The organism is Chroococcidiopsis sp. SAG 2025, assembly GCF_032860985.1.
In the GTDB taxonomy this organism is placed as follows: Bacteria; Cyanobacteriota; Cyanobacteriia; order Cyanobacteriales; family Chroococcidiopsidaceae; genus Chroococcidiopsis.
The window spans coordinates 3,991,266-4,007,862 of record NZ_JAOCNC010000001.1; the positions used below are offsets into that span (position 1 = coordinate 3,991,266).

At 41.9% G+C, this 16,597-nt stretch carries 14 protein-coding genes; 8 read left to right on the forward strand and 6 right to left on the reverse strand.

Going from position 1 to position 16,597, the window contains the following annotated elements; translation table 11 throughout:
- Positions 1 to 234 precede the first annotated feature (234 nt).
- From N4J56_RS19280 to N4J56_RS19305, 6 genes are all read left to right on the forward strand, one after another.
- Positions 235 to 546, forward strand: coding sequence for a hypothetical protein (locus N4J56_RS19280; RefSeq protein ID WP_317107910.1), 312 nt, complete (start codon positions 235 to 237; stop codon positions 544 to 546).
- Between the two features lie 645 nt (positions 547 to 1,191).
- Entirely contained in the window at positions 1,192 to 1,461 is a 270-nt protein-coding gene (locus N4J56_RS19285; RefSeq protein WP_317107911.1) for a hypothetical protein, read from the forward strand.
- A 235-nt stretch (positions 1,462 to 1,696) separates the two neighbouring features.
- Entirely contained in the window at positions 1,697 to 1,954 is a 258-nt protein-coding gene (locus N4J56_RS19290; RefSeq protein WP_317107912.1) for a hypothetical protein, read from the forward strand.
- A gap of 294 nt (positions 1,955 to 2,248) precedes the next feature.
- Positions 2,249 to 2,500, forward strand: a complete 252-nt coding sequence (locus N4J56_RS19295) for a hypothetical protein (RefSeq protein WP_317107913.1) — start codon at positions 2,249 to 2,251, stop codon at positions 2,498 to 2,500.
- On the forward strand, positions 2,497 to 3,705 hold the full coding sequence (locus N4J56_RS19300) for a phosphotransferase (protein ID WP_317107914.1): 1,209 nt from the start codon (positions 2,497 to 2,499) through the stop codon (positions 3,703 to 3,705). The genes N4J56_RS19295 and N4J56_RS19300 overlap by 4 nt, the downstream gene beginning before the upstream one ends.
- Before the next feature lie 25 nt (positions 3,706 to 3,730).
- A complete protein-coding gene (locus N4J56_RS19305; protein WP_317107915.1) occupies positions 3,731 to 4,852 on the forward strand; it encodes a T3SS effector HopA1 family protein in 1,122 nt (373 codons plus the stop codon).
- On the opposite strand, the gene N4J56_RS19310 is transcribed toward N4J56_RS19305, so the two are convergent.
- Positions 4,845 to 5,057, reverse strand: coding sequence for a hypothetical protein (locus N4J56_RS19310; RefSeq protein ID WP_317107916.1), 213 nt, complete (start codon positions 5,055 to 5,057; stop codon positions 4,845 to 4,847). The two genes, N4J56_RS19305 and N4J56_RS19310, sit on opposite strands and share 8 nt — an antisense overlap.
- Before the next feature lie 81 nt (positions 5,058 to 5,138).
- On the opposite strand from N4J56_RS19310, the gene N4J56_RS19315 reads away from it, so the two are divergent.
- Positions 5,139 to 6,029 (forward strand): hypothetical protein, encoded by an 891-nt coding sequence (locus N4J56_RS19315; RefSeq protein WP_317107917.1) that lies wholly within the window; start codon positions 5,139 to 5,141, stop codon positions 6,027 to 6,029.
- A gap of 101 nt (positions 6,030 to 6,130) precedes the next feature.
- Here the strand turns inward: N4J56_RS19315 and N4J56_RS19320 are convergent, their stop codons facing one another.
- The 4 genes from N4J56_RS19320 to N4J56_RS19335 form a co-directional block, all read right to left on the reverse strand.
- Positions 6,131 to 6,931 (reverse strand): peptidylprolyl isomerase, encoded by an 801-nt coding sequence (locus N4J56_RS19320; RefSeq protein WP_410500539.1) that lies wholly within the window; start codon positions 6,929 to 6,931, stop codon positions 6,131 to 6,133.
- Between the two features lie 66 nt (positions 6,932 to 6,997).
- The gene (locus tag N4J56_RS19325) at positions 6,998 to 8,389 is read right to left on the reverse strand and encodes an HlyD family secretion protein (RefSeq protein WP_317107920.1); all 1,392 of its coding nucleotides are present in this window, start codon (positions 8,387 to 8,389) and stop codon (positions 6,998 to 7,000) included.
- 19 nt (positions 8,390 to 8,408) lie between these two features.
- Positions 8,409 to 11,528, reverse strand: coding sequence for a peptidase domain-containing ABC transporter (locus N4J56_RS19330; protein ID WP_317107921.1), 3,120 nt, complete (start codon positions 11,526 to 11,528; stop codon positions 8,409 to 8,411).
- Between the two features lie 26 nt (positions 11,529 to 11,554).
- The gene (locus N4J56_RS19335; RefSeq protein WP_317107922.1) at positions 11,555 to 12,160 is read right to left on the reverse strand and encodes a helix-turn-helix domain-containing protein; all 606 of its coding nucleotides are present in this window, start codon (positions 12,158 to 12,160) and stop codon (positions 11,555 to 11,557) included.
- Positions 12,161 to 13,513: 1,353 nt separating this feature from the next.
- Here N4J56_RS19335 and N4J56_RS19340 point away from each other — a divergent pair.
- On the forward strand, positions 13,514 to 13,762 hold the full coding sequence (locus tag N4J56_RS19340; RefSeq protein ID WP_015155257.1) for a helix-turn-helix domain-containing protein: 249 nt from the start codon (positions 13,514 to 13,516) through the stop codon (positions 13,760 to 13,762).
- 1,213 nt (positions 13,763 to 14,975) lie between these two features.
- On the opposite strand, the gene N4J56_RS19345 is transcribed toward N4J56_RS19340, so the two are convergent.
- Positions 14,976 to 16,199 carry a ParB/RepB/Spo0J family partition protein gene (locus N4J56_RS19345; RefSeq protein ID WP_317107923.1) on the reverse strand — a complete coding sequence of 408 codons (1,224 nt, stop codon included), beginning with the start codon at positions 16,197 to 16,199 and terminating at the stop codon, positions 14,976 to 14,978.
- Positions 16,200 to 16,597: the final 398 nt, after the last annotated feature.

Here is a 16,597-nt window from a genome sequence, read left to right on the forward strand (position 1 = left end):
AATTCAGAGTACGCTCGTGCAGATTCGGCAAAAATTAGTTAAAAAATATATGTAGCTATCTAAATTAAAGTATTTGCAGACTTCAGAGACATAACTATTTTCGTTACGTCTAGAAAATTTGTCTTAAAACCTTGATTTAATAAATTTAATCCTTCACTATGAAAGTAAGATTAAGCAATCTCTGGCTGAATCTCACTCAAATTTACTTCGAAGTACTTTCTTGAGGAAAAACAAATGGCTAGAATCAAAATATTGGAACTGAGTTTTGAGGATTCTCAACTATCCCGAAACTCCAACAGCTTTCTTAACGACTTAACGGCTGGAGAAATAGAAGCTGTAGTAGGTGGTTCAGTTGCTGCTTCAGTACTAGCAAACATCGAAGATCTTGTTACAGATTTCGATGCTCAAATGGAGCAATTGTTTGATAGTTGGGGTCAGCAATTTTCTACAAATACAGGATCGAACTCTTCTACAAACACAACTCCAACCTCCGATAACGGTTCCAGACGTTCTAGGGTTTATGGAACTTACGGTGCATACTCTTAGGGTTAGTGACTCACGCCTAACACATACAGCTAAACTAGCGCTCAACTGAGACATTTAGTGAACGGGATGAATAGGTGGTTAATTCAAGAGTTTATAAACTCTTGAATTAACCATCATTTTTATCATAGAAGGATAGAATTAACATTAAGTTATACACATTAAATTAACACTTAAATATAAAAATAAGTACTATTGCACTTACAGTTGGGATACTCATACTGACATTAATACTGTAGCACTTCTATTTCAACGGGATTTCTAATATCTACTCAATGAAACTGATTAGTAGGTATTACTACCACCTATAGTTGATTTAGTCCATGCAGATTGGTATTCTTGGAGTATGAAAGCGTTTAGGTAGGGAAGATGTCACCTGCCAAGTTATTTCTTGAGTTGTTGCAAGAGCCAAATTCAGAAAATTGGTAGACGCAACTACCTGATTTATGTCTAACAAAGCAATTTAAAAAACACGTGATTTTGAATGTAAGTCGCCAAAAATAGACTGACAGAAAGACTCTTTTTAAGTCGCAGAAACTCGTTAATAAACCTTGATTTTCTTAAGTTATTGCTCGATTATTGAAAGTAACGATTAGGCAAGCAAAAGCTGAATCGCACTACTCTAGAAAATGGTGAGGAATACAACAAATGGCTAACATCACAATCTCTGAACTGCGTCCCGCTGGCTTCGATCTATTCCAAGACTCCGAAAGCTTTCTCAACGATCTAACCGATACAGATTCTATGTCTGTGCTGGGCGGTTCAGAGAACGGTTTTAACGATTCACAATACGCTTATCATGCAATTGTAGACATCGCTGTCATCCACCATCTATCGTTTATCGCAGAGCTGGTAGGAAGCCTAGCAAGTAACGTTGGCGGCGGTAACGGCGGCGGCGGCAACGGTGGTGGTAAATAGAATGGATTCGTGAGTTGAGTTCAATAGTTACTAGATAGTTACCGACTAAATTCCTGTTATCGGTTCATCGATCCTTCATGCTGAAATCACTATTCTGCATCCCTGTGGGATGGCTGACCGATAACAGTTTTTTTGTCGCTACTGTAAGCATCGCATTAAAGTTTAGATGAAAGTAACGATTAGGCAAGCAAAAGCTGAATCGCACTACTCTAGAAAAATGAGAGGAATACAACAAATGGCTAACATCACAATCTCTGAACTGCGTCCCGCTGGCTTCGATCTATTCCAAGACTCCGAAAGCTTTCTCAACGATCTAACCGATACAGATTCTATGTCTGTGTTAGGTGGTGCAGAAAACGGTGGTTATAACGATTCGCAATACGCTTATCATGCAATTGTAGACATCGCTGTCATCCACCATCTATCGTTTATCGCAGAGCTGGTAGGAAACCTAGCAAGTAACGTTGGCGGCGGTAACGGCGGCGGTAAATAGAATGGATTCATGAGTTGAGTTCCAATAGTTACTAGCTAGTCACCGACTAAATCCCTGTTATCGGTTCATTAATCCTTCACGCTGAAATCACTATTCTGCATCCCTGTGGGATGGCTGACCGATAACAGTTTTTTTGTCGCTACTCTTAAGCATAGTGTTAGAGTTCAGCAGCGGTAACTTGAAGACTTGCCGGACATAATTACAGGAATTAGGTCTGAAAAAGCAGTTGAAAAAATTTGATTTTCTGGTGTTCATCCCGAAAAATTGTAATTGAGAGTTTTGGAAAAAACACTAATGGCTAGGATTAAAATTTTCGATCTGCAACCTGCTGAATCTGAAAGTTTCTTCACTGAGCTAACCGATGCAGACTTGGCTATGCGAAGTGGTTCAGCTAATGAATTAAATCAGTTACTTTCGGCTGTGTTGATTGTATATGCTATTAGTCAAATCGTGTCCCTAGTGCAGAGTTTTTATTCTACCAGCCAAAATAACGGCACTCCATTGAGTAATATTCTAAGTAATATTCAAGGAAACAATGATTTATGACATTTTTATTAAGCTCTCAAAATGTTCTCGACTATTTGATTAGGCAGGGACTCTGTACTCAAGAAGATCGATCTTCGAGTAAGATTGAGAGAAAAACTGCCAAAAATTTTAACTTGTTACTCACTCTGCCAAGGGGTCGCCAACTTTTAGTCAAGCAAGAACTGCACGACCGAGAAGGAAAAACTGCTAGAGAGTTTTTGAGAGAATGGCGAGTTCAAGAATTTTTACAACAATTCCCAGAACATAGCTATCTTCGCACTTGGCTTCCAGAGATACTCCATTTTGATGAGAGACATTCAATCATTGTTTTTAATTACCTCACAGACTATCGAGATCTCATAGATTTCTATACTAAAGACAATATATTCCCAACTACGATCGCAACTTCAATCGGAACCCTTCTGGCTACCATTCATCGCGTGACTCTAGATCGTCAAGACTATCAAGAATTCTTCTCCCAAAAGTCAGAGGATGAATCCATTAACCAGGCTCCTCATCTCATTCGTGTCTTAGACCGGATCGGTCCTGAAGTTTTTGGTCTAGTTCCCGCAGATGGGTTGAGATTCTTTGCACTCTATCAGCGCTACGATAGCTTAGGGCAGGCGATTAAAGAGCTTAGCGCTGCTTTAGAGCCTTGTTGCCTAATACACAACGATCTCAAGCTAAACAATATCCTACTATCCAACAGTTGGGAGCAAGCTGTCTCGACATGCTCCCCCCTTAATTCCCTTGAAGTTCGAGCGGCTAGGGAGGATAGCATTATTCGTTTAATTGATTGGGAGCGCTCCACTTGGGGAGATCCTGCTTTCGACTTAGGAATGCTCATCTCTAGCTATTTACTAATCTGGCTATCTAGCTTAGTTACTAGTAAAGCGATCGCGATCGAAGAGTCTTTACGCCTTGCCATGACTCCCCTTGAGGAGCTGCAACATTCGATTGCAGCTCTGACTAGCGCTTATTTGAGTCACTTTCCAGAAATTTTAGAGCGTCGACCTGATTTTTTGCAGCGCGTCGTGCAATTTGCTGGTATGTGCTTGATTAATGCCATTCAGGCAAGACTCCAGCACCAAAAATTCTTTGGCAATCCAGGTATCTGTATACTCCAGGTTGCCAAGTCTTTGCTGTGTCGTCCAGAACAATCAATGCTGACTGTTTTTGGCTTACCAGCGTCGGAATTTCTTCGCTTTAGCTATTCTTCCGTTTGAGTATTTTAGTTGTAGGCAGACTGTTATGCAATTGCTGGATTCGGCGCAAAATCAACTATCGGACTTTGAGACCGATAAACTACTGGCTGCTCTTCATGACATTGTCCGCAAAATTCAAATTGAGTCTACATTCTGTATTCGTCATCTAGATTACCAAGCTTGGCAACTTCCGGCTGATAGATTAACGCGTTTTCAACAACTACCCTTAGAGCTTCAGACTAAGTACTTAAGCCAGCAGCTGTGCGGTTTTCTCTACAGCATATATTACAACGGTTCTCTCAAATCTGCCTTGGCTCTAGACGCAGATTCAGTTGGTTTAGAACTGCACCAGAATCTAGAGAATAATACGTTTCTGGGAGTGGACTTGGAATTTTATCAGCGATTGCATTCTAGCAACAGCGGTAAAGGCTACTTTGACCCTGATTGGCAAGTGCTAAGAGAGGAGAGTGATGGCAGCCTAGCAGTGAGAAAGACCGACTTGACTCTGCATATCGAACGCGATCGCCATTTACAACCAGTGGAGCAATCTGCAACCGTTGGAGACTCGGTGGCAATCCTAATGCCTCGCAACCTGGTGCAAAATGGATTCTACATGGCGGTAGGCGATGCAGGTCCGACCAGACTCGGCAATATAGTACGCATCTACTTCAATCTCAGTTCCGAAGGTGCGGTTGTAGTTATGGGCAACCTCACGCGGCAGCTGAATGACATTAATATTCCTTTCAGCTTCAAGGTACTATACAATCCCCCAGACTACAAGCGCTATGATTCAGGGGTACTCTACTTTGATAAAAGTAACTATGAAGATGTGCAACCACTATTGCAGGCTGTTTATGTAGAACACCAATCGCATTTTCAATCAGAAGTGCCATTGTTTACCAAGCTTTTAGCACCCGGACTCGCTCTTGCAGAAGAACCAAACCGCAAATTTTCTGCCCAAGAAAGTTTTGGTCTGAACCGTTGTAAAATCGTTGCCAATGGCTTACTCGAAGCTTGGCAACAAAAGGACAGTTCGACCGAAGGTCGGATGGCATCTATCAGCAAACACTTTTCATTGCAAGAAATTGATTTGCAGCGTCCTTACCTTAATCCTAAATCTGAGGACATTTACACTCCATTAGACTGGCGTTACATAGTCATCAAATAATTTTTTCTAGGTTGAGTTTAGTTCCAAAAATCAAAAGTTTCTCTTCATAAACTAGCTTCTTTTGCTCAGATATTAGCCTGCCAATAAGGGGGCTTTTTCTAGCTTCAAACACTCTGTAATAATAACGAATACGGGCATTCAGAGGAGATTTAGCAATAACGGTAAATCGAGAATTTTTAGAATTAGCACTACATAACTTTACCATATATCTCCTAAATATAGGGTTCTCGGCTTTTTCCCTAATTCAAATATTGGCAGCTAACTTTCCGATCGGCAGAGGGTAACAATGAATACAAAAGTGTGGTTAGTTCAACCTCAACTATGCTTACCAAACATCAATTTAATCGAACTTTTTAAGCAATCCTTTGGTAACGCTTTTCTAAAGGCTGCTCAAATTTTATGCCAACAGCTCGAACAGATTGAATTAATTATAGGAACTACTAAAGGCTTTACAAAAAAGCTTTTTAATTTGGCTACTTTAGGTTTATTTTCTAAAATGCGCCGCATTTATTATTCTTATATTTTACTCAAAATCCACCAAGACGAAATAGGAAGTCAGTTCTTACTCGAACATTTAGTTGAAACTGCTGTTACGCTCACATACCTGCTTGAAAGAGCAGGCGAATATGTTGTTTCTGAGTATATTTCTGCTTCGTTGTACCAGGCTCAGTCTTTATTGGTTGACGTGAAAAAGCAATTACAAAAATTCCCTAATCATCCAGATTTATTAATTTTAAAAGATGAACTTGAGGCTTTCATTGTTCAACAGCAAGCGCATGATGCTGAACCTGAGTTTCCTACTAATTCAGAAGCATACTTGTGGGGACCCCAAGAAGCAGATACTACCTTTAAGCGTGGAGCAATCATTGGATTGAATTTTCTCACTAATCCAGCTCGACAAATAGCTTTAAATATCGTACCAGCAAGCTGGCTAGATCTTCAACTCAATTATTTGAATTCCTTTACCACAAGCTCTCGTACTAAAGTCAATCCCGATCCCAACTTCACATGCGTGCGCGATGCTACCCATTTATGCTTGCACGCTACTCAAAGTTTCCTTGAGGAAGCGATCGAGCACCAGAATATCGATTACCCTGGCATAAAACATCAGCAAGAGATCCTTAATCTGCTGTATGAGTGGTTCCACAATGCCGATCGTGTCTATCAACTGCACTAGCGTGCAATAATTCAGGAGAAAAACGGCTGCAATTCACGTTTTCAATCTCGACTTGTGTTTGTAACTCAGTGAGGTAGCAGAACCAGCCAAGCTTTCTCAGTTTATAGCCGATCGCTAATTAAACCATTGGAAACTTGGGACTCGAAATTAGCGGCTAGGTTTTCTGGGTCAAGGTACTTAACAATTTCAACTTGCTCGATTTGTTGCTTTAGCCATGTAGTAAATAAATCTGCAAGGATTTTTAAGCGCAGCGTATCATCCAATTGTGGTTGCACGATCTCCTCAACCAAGATTAGATGCGTTCCCTTAGAAGTAACAATTGGTTTGAGCATCTGGGGCGGAGTAGCTGCAAAAACCGCAGCAGAAATTTCTGGTTTGAGCTCGCTGCGGCGTAGCATCCCCCGATATCCCCCAGCACGGCGTAGCTCTTTATCCTGGATATACTGACGAGCTACCTCACAGAAACCGATCTCGCCTTCTTGAAGAGCATAAAATAATTCCAGAGCCAAATCGCGATCGTCTAAGACAACTTCATACATCACCACTCCGCTATAATTTAACTGTTGCTCAAAAAAAACCGATTCGACTTTATCTGCAAACAGATGTCGAGCTAATTTCTCCGAGATGATAGTAGTGTAAATCAATTGCTCAAACTCATTTAGGGACAAACTCTGTTTGTGCAGCCACGACCAGGTATCGTCAGCGCGTATCAGATTGTTGCTTAACCGAAAATTATCTGCCGCCTGCTGCAGTTCTGCCAGTTCCACTGTAATGCCTGCTTCTTTTGCAGCATTAGCAATAATTTGGCGAGACACTATAGCTTCAATGATAGAGGGAATTTGGCACAAAAGTTTGATTTGCTGGATAATATCGTCACGGGAAACAGCGATCGCTTCTAACATGATAAAACTCACTTGAAAATGGGTGAAGGGATGGCGAGAGGCGAGAGGTTTTCATCATTTGCCGATCTAAAGTTCCAAGCCGCCTGCTTGCAACCTCTTAAACGGATCTAAAATGAAGTCAATGACGCGACGCTGCCGGATAACCACCTCTGCTGTCGCTGTCTGACCTGGTTTTATGGCAATACGCTTGTCGGCAGTTTGGATGTAGGGCTGTTGCGGCGCGATTTCCAGCTCAAAGCTTTCTATCCTACCTTGGTTTGTTTCCTGAGTCTTGGAGTCTGGTGAAATCCAACTCACGCGACCTTCCACCACTCCATAGTCTTGGAAGGGATAGGCATCAAATTTGATCTTGACCGGCAACCCCAAACGTAGAAAACCGCTTTCTGGACTAGCCATTTGTGCCCTAACTACAAGAGAAGTCCCTTTTGGCGCAATCTGAGCGATTGTGTCACCAGGTTGTACTACGGCTCCAGCACGTTGGATGGGCAACTGAAAAATTGTGCCGTCAATTGGTGCGCGTAGCACGCGTTGCTGCAACTGAAATAACAGAGACTCAATCTGTTGTCTGGATTGAGCGATTTCCGCTTGCAGGTCTGTGATTTGGGCTTGGACTTCTTTGATACTTCTCTCACTCTCCATGACTGCCAGATCGCCTTCGCGAAGAGTACTTTCATAGGTACTTCGCTGTTTTTTGAGTTCGTTTTGGGCTTGTTGGATGTCTGACTTAGCTTTTATCAGACGCTGTTGGTTGTCAATCATCGTGCGTTCTGCTTCGTCTAGCTGTAGCCCCGAAATTACACCGCTCTGCCGCAGCTGTCGAAAGCGTTGCACCGTGCTTCGATCCTTTGCTAAGAGCTGCTTTGCCGAATCAATCTCTGTTTTATGAAAGTCAATCTGTTGCTGACTTTGATGAATTTGTGCTTGTTGCCCTGCTGCTTGGGCTTTGCTCTGCTGTCGCTGCGTCAGGGCAGTCATCTTTAGTTGGTTTTTTATCAGTTCCACCTGTGGGAGGCGATCTAGCTGACCTTCTAACTTTGCTCTAGCTTGTTGGAGCTGGGCAAGCATTTCCTCTGATTCCAATGCCAATAATGTTTGACCAGCCTTGACAAATTGACCTTCCTTTACCTCAATCTCAGCAACTGCTCCAGTAACAGGCGCATCAAGCCTTACAGTTTTGCCCTTGGGTTCAAGCCGCCCTCTGGCGCTACCTGTCTCATCGACCTTGGCAAGCATTGACCAGGGTAAGATGATGCCAGCAAAAAACACTAACAGATACAGCAAGCCCCGCGTCCAAACCCGTGGCAAGGTATCGAGCAGCTCTTGGGTGTCGTAAGACCAGTCTCGATCGCTCTCAGTTGCTACCGTTGGCTGAGAAGGTGGCGTTTTACCGTTGTTGATATAGCCCTGTTCGCCAGCGTTCTGGTTGGATAGAATGTGTGAATTAGGTGTATATGACATAGTTGTGAAGAAATTCTTATCAAATAGTGGTTGCAGCTAGTTGTTGCTGGTTAAGGTAGAAGTAGTGACCGCGCTTTGCCATCAATTCTTCATGGGTACCACTTTCGACCAATACCCCTCGATCGAGTACCAGAATCAGGTCAGCCCTGCGGATGGTGGAGAGGCGATGAGCGATCGTTAGCGTTGTCCGATTTTTGAGAATTGCGTTCAAGTTAGTCTGAATAATCCGCTCTGATTCAGCATCGAGGTGGCTGGTTGCTTCATCTAAAATCAACAAGCGGGGATTACCTAGTAGGGCGCGAGCGATCGCTAGGCGCTGGCGTTGTCCGCCAGAAAGCAATCCTCCAGCCTCACCAATTTGAGTTTCATAACCCATTGGCAGTTGCTGAATAAACTGATCTGCACCAGCTTGCTGCGCCGCCAACCTAATTTCTTCTAAGGTAGCTTCTGGGTGACCAATGCTAATATTTTCTCGAATGGTACTACCAAAAAGAAAGGTATCCTGATCGACAACGCCAATTTGAGAACGGAGCGATCGCAGGGATAGGCTGGTCACATCATAGCCGTCAATCAGAATCTTTCCTTCTGTGGGGGGATAGAGACCCAAAATCAACTTGGCGATTGTTGTTTTCCCAGATCCACTGCGCCCCACAAGTGCTATCATTTGCCCTGGTTGCGCCTCGAAGCTAACGTTTTCTAAGGTGTTAACATCGCTTTCTGGGTGGTAACGGAAAGTGACTTGGTTAAAGCAAATGTGACCCCGAATCGGTGGCAGGGATTGACGATCTTGTTTCTGTAAGTCTTCTTCTGGTTCAGCTTCAAGCACATCATTAATGCGCTCAACTGAAATGATCACTTCCTGTAACTGATTCCAGAGGACAATTAGCCGCTGAAAGGGTCTAATAACATTGCCCAATAGCATATTAAAAGCAACTAACTGCCCAATAGTCAGTTGGTTTTGAATGACCTGCCACGCCCCAAACCACAGTAGTGCCGCACTTGCTGTAGCTTCAATAGTTGCACTGAAGATTTGGAGGCTGTTGGCGATAACTTGTCCGGAAAAGTTAGTTTTGATGAACTTACTCAGGAGTCCTTCCCAATGCCAGCGAACCGTATGCTCCAGCGCCATCGATCTAACAGTACGAACCCCTGTAAGCGCTTGGATCAGGTAACTACTTTCAGCGGCAATGGCACTAAAGATCTCTCTTGAGATGCGTTGCAAGAAGGGGGTTGCAATCAGCGCTAGTAAAAAAAATGGTGGCACAATTACCAACACTAGCAGCGCCATTTTCCAGCTATACCAAAACATCAGCCCCACGTAGACAAAGACTGTCAGCAAATCGAGAAAAATTGACAGTGCTTCACCCGTTAGGAAGCGCTGAATTTTATGGTTTTCCTGGATGCGAGCAATAATGTCTCCTACATAGCGCGACTCAAAGAAGCTGAGTGGCAGGCGAAAAGTATGTCTAATAAAACCTACAATCAGCGCTAAATCGACTCTATTAGCCGTATGATCCAGCAGGTATTGCCGCAGTCCGGTCATAGCGACTCGAAACAGACTAAAGATGAGCAAACCTAACCCTACAGCGTTTAAAGTCAGAGTACTGCGCTGTACGACCACTCGATCCAATAATAACTGGGTGAACAGCGGCATGAGCAGCCCCAAGAGCTGGATCAGAATGGAGGCAATTAACACCTCCAGTAGTATCAGCCAGTGAGGTTTTACTAACTCAAAGAACTGCCAAAAGGGTTGACGGGTCTCTTCAGCGTCTTTAAGTAGAACGGTGGGCTGTAGTAACAACGCATAGCCAGTCCAACTCGCTTTGAATTGTCTATGGCTGAGGGTTCGTTGACCGATAGCAGGGTCGATAATGACGACGCGATCGCGCGTCACTTCGTAGACCACAACGTAGTGCTTTCCTTCCCAATGAACAATAGCAGGCAAGTTTGCTGAAGCAAGTTTGTCGAGGCTAGCTTTTACAGGTCGGGTAGCAAATCCAATACTTTCTGCGGCAGCTGCAATACCTCGTAGCGTTGCCCCATTACGGTCAACATTGGCTATGTCCCGCAAGCGATTTATACTTAAGTGCTTGCCCCAGTAGCGACCAACCATCACCAGACAGGCTGCACCGCAGTCTGATGCACTTTGTTGTGCAATGAATGGATAGCGTTTCGTGACGCGCTGCCACAAATGACCTATTTTTACGGTTGGGTTTGGGAAATAGGCTTTACTGATTATTTTCTTTTGCCGATTTCTTGACTCAACAGTAAACTCTGGAAATTTTGGCTCCTCCCTTGTTAAGGGAGACTGGGAGGAGCGGATTTGGGATTTTGAATCAGAAATTGAAATTTCTCCCCCGAATTCCCCAGCTTCCTCAGCTTCCTGCTCCCACGATTCCACTACATCGGCTAGTTGTGGCAAATATTGCAGTGCCATCTCCCAACGAGAACGGCTTAAAGTATACAGTTGGGTTGGTTGAGTTACCTGCCAAGCTTGTTGTTGAGATAACTGGGAAAGTTGATAAATTTTTCCAATACTTAGCTTTCGGTCTGATGAATGTATAATTTCCCCTCGACGCAGTAGCACCAGCCGCCGATCTTTGAGCAGGGAAGTTGGAAGTTTGCCTGCTTCCAGATTATGCCGCTCCATGAGTGACAGCGTTTTGATTAGCTCTTCAACAGGTAGAGCGCGAAAGATTTTACTGTTACGACATAACAGCAGTAGATCCCAAAGTACTGCTTGGTGATAAAGATGCTCCAGTATGGTGGGATATTTGCGAGCTAAAGCGTGCAACAACTCACTAGGTAGATGGCAAAGCTTTAAATTGACAGAAGCTCTAGCTGAGTAAGGTTGAAAGTACTCTGGAAACAAAGTTTGCTCGCCGAACGACACCCCTGCCCCAAAAGAAGTAATTAAGTTATCAGTGCTATCGAGTAATCTGACTTTTCCCGTCAGAACTATGTAGATACCAGCGGTCGTGTCTGCTGTCTGCCAAAATAGTTTGCCGGCAGTTGGCTCCAAAATTTGAATTTGCTCGAAGCATTTCGAGAGTTCCTGCTCTGTAAGAGCCTGACCTAGAGATTGGGCGAGGTATTGACCTAGCTGTTGCTTGGAAAGTGGGAATGACTGTTGAATCATAGCTTCCTAGAAACTCAATGGTATAACTAGTTACCAAATTTGATGAAATTGGATGGCCACAGGAAACTAGACGGTGAGGAAGATGGCAGATCGCCAATGTTAATACCGTAATTCTTGCTGCCATGAGTGACTGTTTCTGTGTCCGAGCGTCTAGGTCGAGTAGAAAGCCCCAGTTTTTTTAGCAAACGGTTAATGTGGCGATCGCTCACTGCGATACCAAATTCTTTCGTTAAATGCTTACTTAACCATCCAGCTGTCCAACAGCGAAATGAATAGCCATATTCACGAGGGCTGCTACTCACCAATTCTTTCAGACGATCGAGATATTGCTCGTTCACTGTGGTGGGTCGACCAATTACATTCTCATTCCAGTTGTCAGCCTTTCCTGCTTGTGTCATAGCAATCCAGTACCGTGCTGTTTCTTTGGAACACCCCAATGCTGCACAAATTTGTGCCTGAGAGTAACCCATATCTGCCAGTAACATGATTTCGATCCGACGGCGGTATTCTGAGCGCAAATCCATTTGCAGGCTTTCTAGCAGATGTTTTCGCTGCACTGTTGTTAAGAACTTGCTTTCTTCTGTATAAAACCTATCTAAGGTGCTATACGTTCTCAAACGATTAGTAGACATATTAGTTAGACCCGAGCTTAATTTCTAGACAAAATTTAGCTTTAGCATTTGTGAGTGCAAATGACTAAACCTAAACGCTGAGGTGTAATTGTTTTTTAAAAGTGTTGCTTCCACTAACTCTTCATTAAAACACGTTGATTAAGACTCATCTTAATCAAAGGAGCAAACTAGAAGAATGAATGTAGGACGTGCCTGCAAACTACAAAATTATTAATTTTGCTCTTGTGAAATATTTATCATTGCCGACCTTCCTTTTACGTAGAATTTCGGTCTCTGTATAATCACTTGACAAAATTAACTTCGCATACAGCCTCTATGGTTGTAGCCAAACCGTTCTCCTACAAAGTATCAAGATTTTTCATCTGCCTGCTTTTAGAGGCATTAACGTTGATAATTACATCGCGATTGATAAAAAAACGATCAATTGATAGTAGATAAATACACCCTAACTTATCAAAGAAATGAAAGATTGATAAAAACCCAAGGTTTATAACACCATAGGTTGCTTTTTATAGGTCTGTATAGCAATCCTATTTAATTTACGAATGTAGAACAGCCTTTTAGCCTGTGGCAGGTAGGGCATCTACCTTACAAATCATTTAGAACTGTTATATTAATTGAAGTTTGTTCCTTTTCTTGCTTATGTAACGAATTGCAATCGATCGTCGTTACTCTACTGTTCAATTAAATTTACTGAACGATAGAGAAGGAAGTCTGTTAACGCAAGTATATGAAAAGTTGCATGTGGATTTTATCGCCTTATATTAATTAGTTTAGTTTGTAATAGTACAATACTGACTATTATTATTAAACTATATCTATCTAAAGTATGAAACTGATTTGTAGTAGATGCGGCTATAAATATAAGTAATTTTAATCTGTAGCTACAAGTATTTAGACATCAATCTTAACTTATAAAAGCATCAGGATAGCGCTCGAAGTTTCTAAGGTTTGCAGACAAAAATCAATGAGTTTTGTCGAAAAAATAGATAAACGTTTTCTTAAATTCATAGACATAAATAAGTTTGTTGCGGCGAAAAAAAGAATAAAAAGAAGTAATTTTTCTATTTTGTTTCTACCTAAATTTGTTAAAATAGTTTGCAAGTAAAAGAGTGAGTGTCTCTTAATCACTCATATATAGAGAATTTTTAACTAGCTTCAATTTTAAGAGTTCAAAACTTATATTTTCATTGCCGAGCGCCGAGTATTTACAGATTGTGTTCTGCTGTATTCAGCGAAATCGAAGCTAGGCAAGTCCTAGAACGGTCATTTCCTACCGATCCCAAAAAGATTAACTAGTCATAAGCCAAGGCATAGTTAACAAAAAATTTTGTAAATAACTCTAATAAAAACATGAACCTATCATCCATGCCACTCAAAAATCAAATAAAAGCATTTGTAGATAGTAAGGGAATAACCCGCTATCAATTTTGCAAAGCTACTGGTCTAAGCCAGAACACTGTATATCGGCTATATAAAGACCCTAATTATATTCCTGGTTCAGAAGCTTTGCTCAAGATCTGCGAGGCTTACAGCATCCAACCTGGAGTTTTAATTAAATATCTTCCTAAGGAGGACGACAGCAACCAAGAAGCTATATGATGGGGGCAGTTCTTTCAGATCGTAATTGTCTCTCAGTTTTGAGTAAATTGTGCTTTGGTCTAGTCAGCGAGCGGTAGCGAACAAAAGATAATGCTGCTATTAGTTTTACAACTCCTCTAATTGGTGAGTTTTTCTTTAGCAGATACTGCATGACCAAATCTCTTATTTAAATAACGATACTTAGCTGTTTTCTAATTTCTTAGAATACTCCTATAAAAAATTTATACCAAGGAAAACTTCGATTTTGTTACAAAATTTAACTATCAATTTTGAGAGATATTCAAAATCAGCAATGCTTGAAAAAACCGAGCTTTCAAGCATTGCTCTCAAACATTTATATGCTGGATAGAAAACTTGATAACAAAGACTTTCTCAGGAGTTGCTCGATAATTGAGTTGATAGCGAAAATAAATTCATAACTCCCTAACCTGCCTCAAACTACTTTCAATAATTTGAACTCTCATAAACATTCTTAAGCTTCGCTCTTAGCTGCTTTTAGCGAACAATATAGCTGAGTCAAAATCTCCTGTTTTTTCCGATCAGTAGTTGAAGCTAAGTTTTCTTAACTTCAAAACTTAACTAAAAAATTTTAGATCGATGAGAGTTTGTAACTAAAAAATTTGTCTTCTAGGTAAACATTTACTATCTAACTTTTAAAGACGTAGTGATATATTAATTCAATCTTAAGTTAAGCTACTCGATAAGTTTCTTACCCATTAACTTTAAACCATCTTCTTTTTACACTAAAATAAATTTACATTTGGTAATAATATACCAATCACCTATTGAAGCTGTTGGTATTGTTAATCTAGCAGTATTCTCGCTCTATAGCTTTGTTGAAAATTACATCAGCGAAGGTCACTGATTTGGTCGAATCACGTTAGAGTAGATTGAAGATGGTCTTATAATATAGAGCGCAGGAAGTAGTTTTCCTGAGGAATTGTCTCATTCAATTATGCGACAGTTCGCAAGCGTTTGAACGTCGCCTACAGCGGAAAGCTTTGCTGCGATCGCCTTATACAACTAGAGAAGACAAGAAAGGCAATTCCTACTTATTACTGTAAGGATGCTTCCCTGTTCTCAATCTTTGAAATCAATTCGAGGAGTCTTTTTGGTACGGGGCAATTGACTTGCGATCGTTATCGTCGATCCCCTCAATAACTCAAATTTTATTAGCAATGAGCGACAATCCTGCTGCCAATAGATAATTCTGCTATAACTTATTGCCCAAAATTTGATGCAATTGAGCCAGAAGTTTTAACAATTGCCTTTGCTGCTTGGGAGTGCAGATAGCTTGGCGATTGCTAGCGAGCGACTCCCGCACCTGCCGGGAAATAGTTTCTATCTGAGTTAATGTATCCATCTGGATGTCAAGTGCTTCTTGGAAGGGAGGCTCCTCGAAATCTTGCTGACCGGATTGAGTCGAAATATGATTAAGTGCAAAACTGACTCGCTCGCCAGTTGACTGCTCTATTTGGGTTGCATGAGATGGCGGCATGTTTTGAACTCTGCCTGACTCTATTTCCAGCGTTGGTGACTCAGTAGCTCCAGTGACGCTCGCAGGGTTCCAGCTTTGATTTTCAGTTGTATTAGCTTTTGTGTTGCGATCTTCACAGATTGCGCCATATACTTCTAAGTCAGCCTCAAAATTGGTTTGAAAGCACTTGCTCTGATGATTGAATAAGTTTCTGTCTATTTGGTTCGGTGATTCGAGCTGCTGCAACTGGCGAATTTGGTTCTGAATTTGGCGCACGGATAAGTTTTGTTCCAACACCTGCCGCAGCAGAAGAGAACGCCGTTCGTCATCTTTAAGCCGAGAGAGAGCGAGCGCTTTGGTGTAATTAAGTGCTTGAGTTTGAATCGCCGCTTGCAAATCCAAAGGCAAATTGAGTAAAGGCAAGCGACATGTAACAAATGATTCCCAGCTCATCTTCCCCAGGGAACTAAACATGTCAATCACAATTGCAGTTGTAGTTGAGTCCAAAACGTTTTGGGCTGTTTGTCCTTTAGCCTCCTTTGCCATGCGCACGAGCAGCGAAACTATTGCTTCGCACCCCAGTTGTAAACGGAGAGCTAGCAGGCGCACGATGCCGCGTGTCTCTTCAATGGCATCAAGGTCTTCACGTTGGAGGTTTTCGACTAAGGTTAGAGTAGCTGCTTCGAGATCGCCCAGTTCCCGTATGACTACAGGTACTGCATCCAACCCTGCTAGCACAGCGGCACGAAATCGCCGTTCCCCGGCAACTAGTTCGTATTTTACAGTTGCACTGGAGATCGGTCTGACGAGTAATGGATGCAGAATACCGTGTTGCAGAATTGATGAAGCGAGGTGATTTAAGGCTTCAGACTCAAAGTGATGCCGTGGTTGCTCCAGGTGGCTGAGCTGAATTTGTGCGATCGGCACTAGCTTGAATCGATTGGCTTCACCCTCTGCCATAACTACTTAAACCAACGAGCGAGACACAGGTTAAGTCAGATGAGTCTCAACTACTAGAAACTTGCTAGCTAGATCGCTCAGAAATGCTTTGTTTCAGGGCGATTACGCATTTCTAGCAGTTCTCCAAACTTGACGATTTTTTAGTAGTTTGTTGATGAAAAGGCTCTTCTTGGATGTTTTTTTTGAAGAATCTATTGATGTTAGAAGTATAACCCTAAATTTAGGTTGTTCAAACAACAATCGAATACTGCTGAAGAAAGATTTATCGCATCCTACTTCTAGAGGAGCCAACAAACTTAGTATTACTAACAAACTCAGTATTCAACACGTTTTCTATTTTTAGGTAAAGGTTTAGAAGTCTCAGGCAAGCTGTCTAAAATAGATTTTGCCGTACGCTC

Excerpts from the sequence above, each read along its gene's own strand:
- N4J56_RS19280 (WP_317107910.1), top strand. The coding sequence starts at position 235 with ATGGCTAGAATCAAAATATTGGAACTGAGTTTTGAGGATTCTCAACTA.
- N4J56_RS19285 (WP_317107911.1), top strand. The coding sequence starts at position 1,192 with ATGGCTAACATCACAATCTCTGAACTGCGTCCCGCTGGCTTCGATCTA.
- N4J56_RS19290 (WP_317107912.1), top strand. The coding sequence starts at position 1,697 with ATGGCTAACATCACAATCTCTGAACTGCGTCCCGCTGGCTTCGATCTA.
- N4J56_RS19295 (WP_317107913.1), top strand. The coding sequence starts at position 2,249 with ATGGCTAGGATTAAAATTTTCGATCTGCAACCTGCTGAATCTGAAAGT.
- N4J56_RS19300 (WP_317107914.1), top strand. The coding sequence starts at position 2,497 with ATGACATTTTTATTAAGCTCTCAAAATGTTCTCGACTATTTGATTAGG.
- N4J56_RS19305 (WP_317107915.1), top strand. The coding sequence starts at position 3,731 with ATGCAATTGCTGGATTCGGCGCAAAATCAACTATCGGACTTTGAGACC.
- N4J56_RS19310 (WP_317107916.1), bottom strand. The coding sequence starts at position 5,057 with ATGGTAAAGTTATGTAGTGCTAATTCTAAAAATTCTCGATTTACCGTT.
- N4J56_RS19315 (WP_317107917.1), top strand. The coding sequence starts at position 5,139 with ATGAATACAAAAGTGTGGTTAGTTCAACCTCAACTATGCTTACCAAAC.
- N4J56_RS19320 (WP_410500539.1), bottom strand. The coding sequence starts at position 6,931 with ATGTTAGAAGCGATCGCTGTTTCCCGTGACGATATTATCCAGCAAATC.
- N4J56_RS19325 (WP_317107920.1), bottom strand. The coding sequence starts at position 8,389 with ATGTCATATACACCTAATTCACACATTCTATCCAACCAGAACGCTGGC.
- N4J56_RS19330 (WP_317107921.1), bottom strand. The coding sequence starts at position 11,528 with ATGATTCAACAGTCATTCCCACTTTCCAAGCAACAGCTAGGTCAATAC.
- N4J56_RS19335 (WP_317107922.1), bottom strand. The coding sequence starts at position 12,160 with ATGTCTACTAATCGTTTGAGAACGTATAGCACCTTAGATAGGTTTTAT.
- N4J56_RS19340 (WP_015155257.1), top strand. The coding sequence starts at position 13,514 with ATGAACCTATCATCCATGCCACTCAAAAATCAAATAAAAGCATTTGTA.
- N4J56_RS19345 (WP_317107923.1), bottom strand. The coding sequence starts at position 16,199 with ATGGCAGAGGGTGAAGCCAATCGATTCAAGCTAGTGCCGATCGCACAA.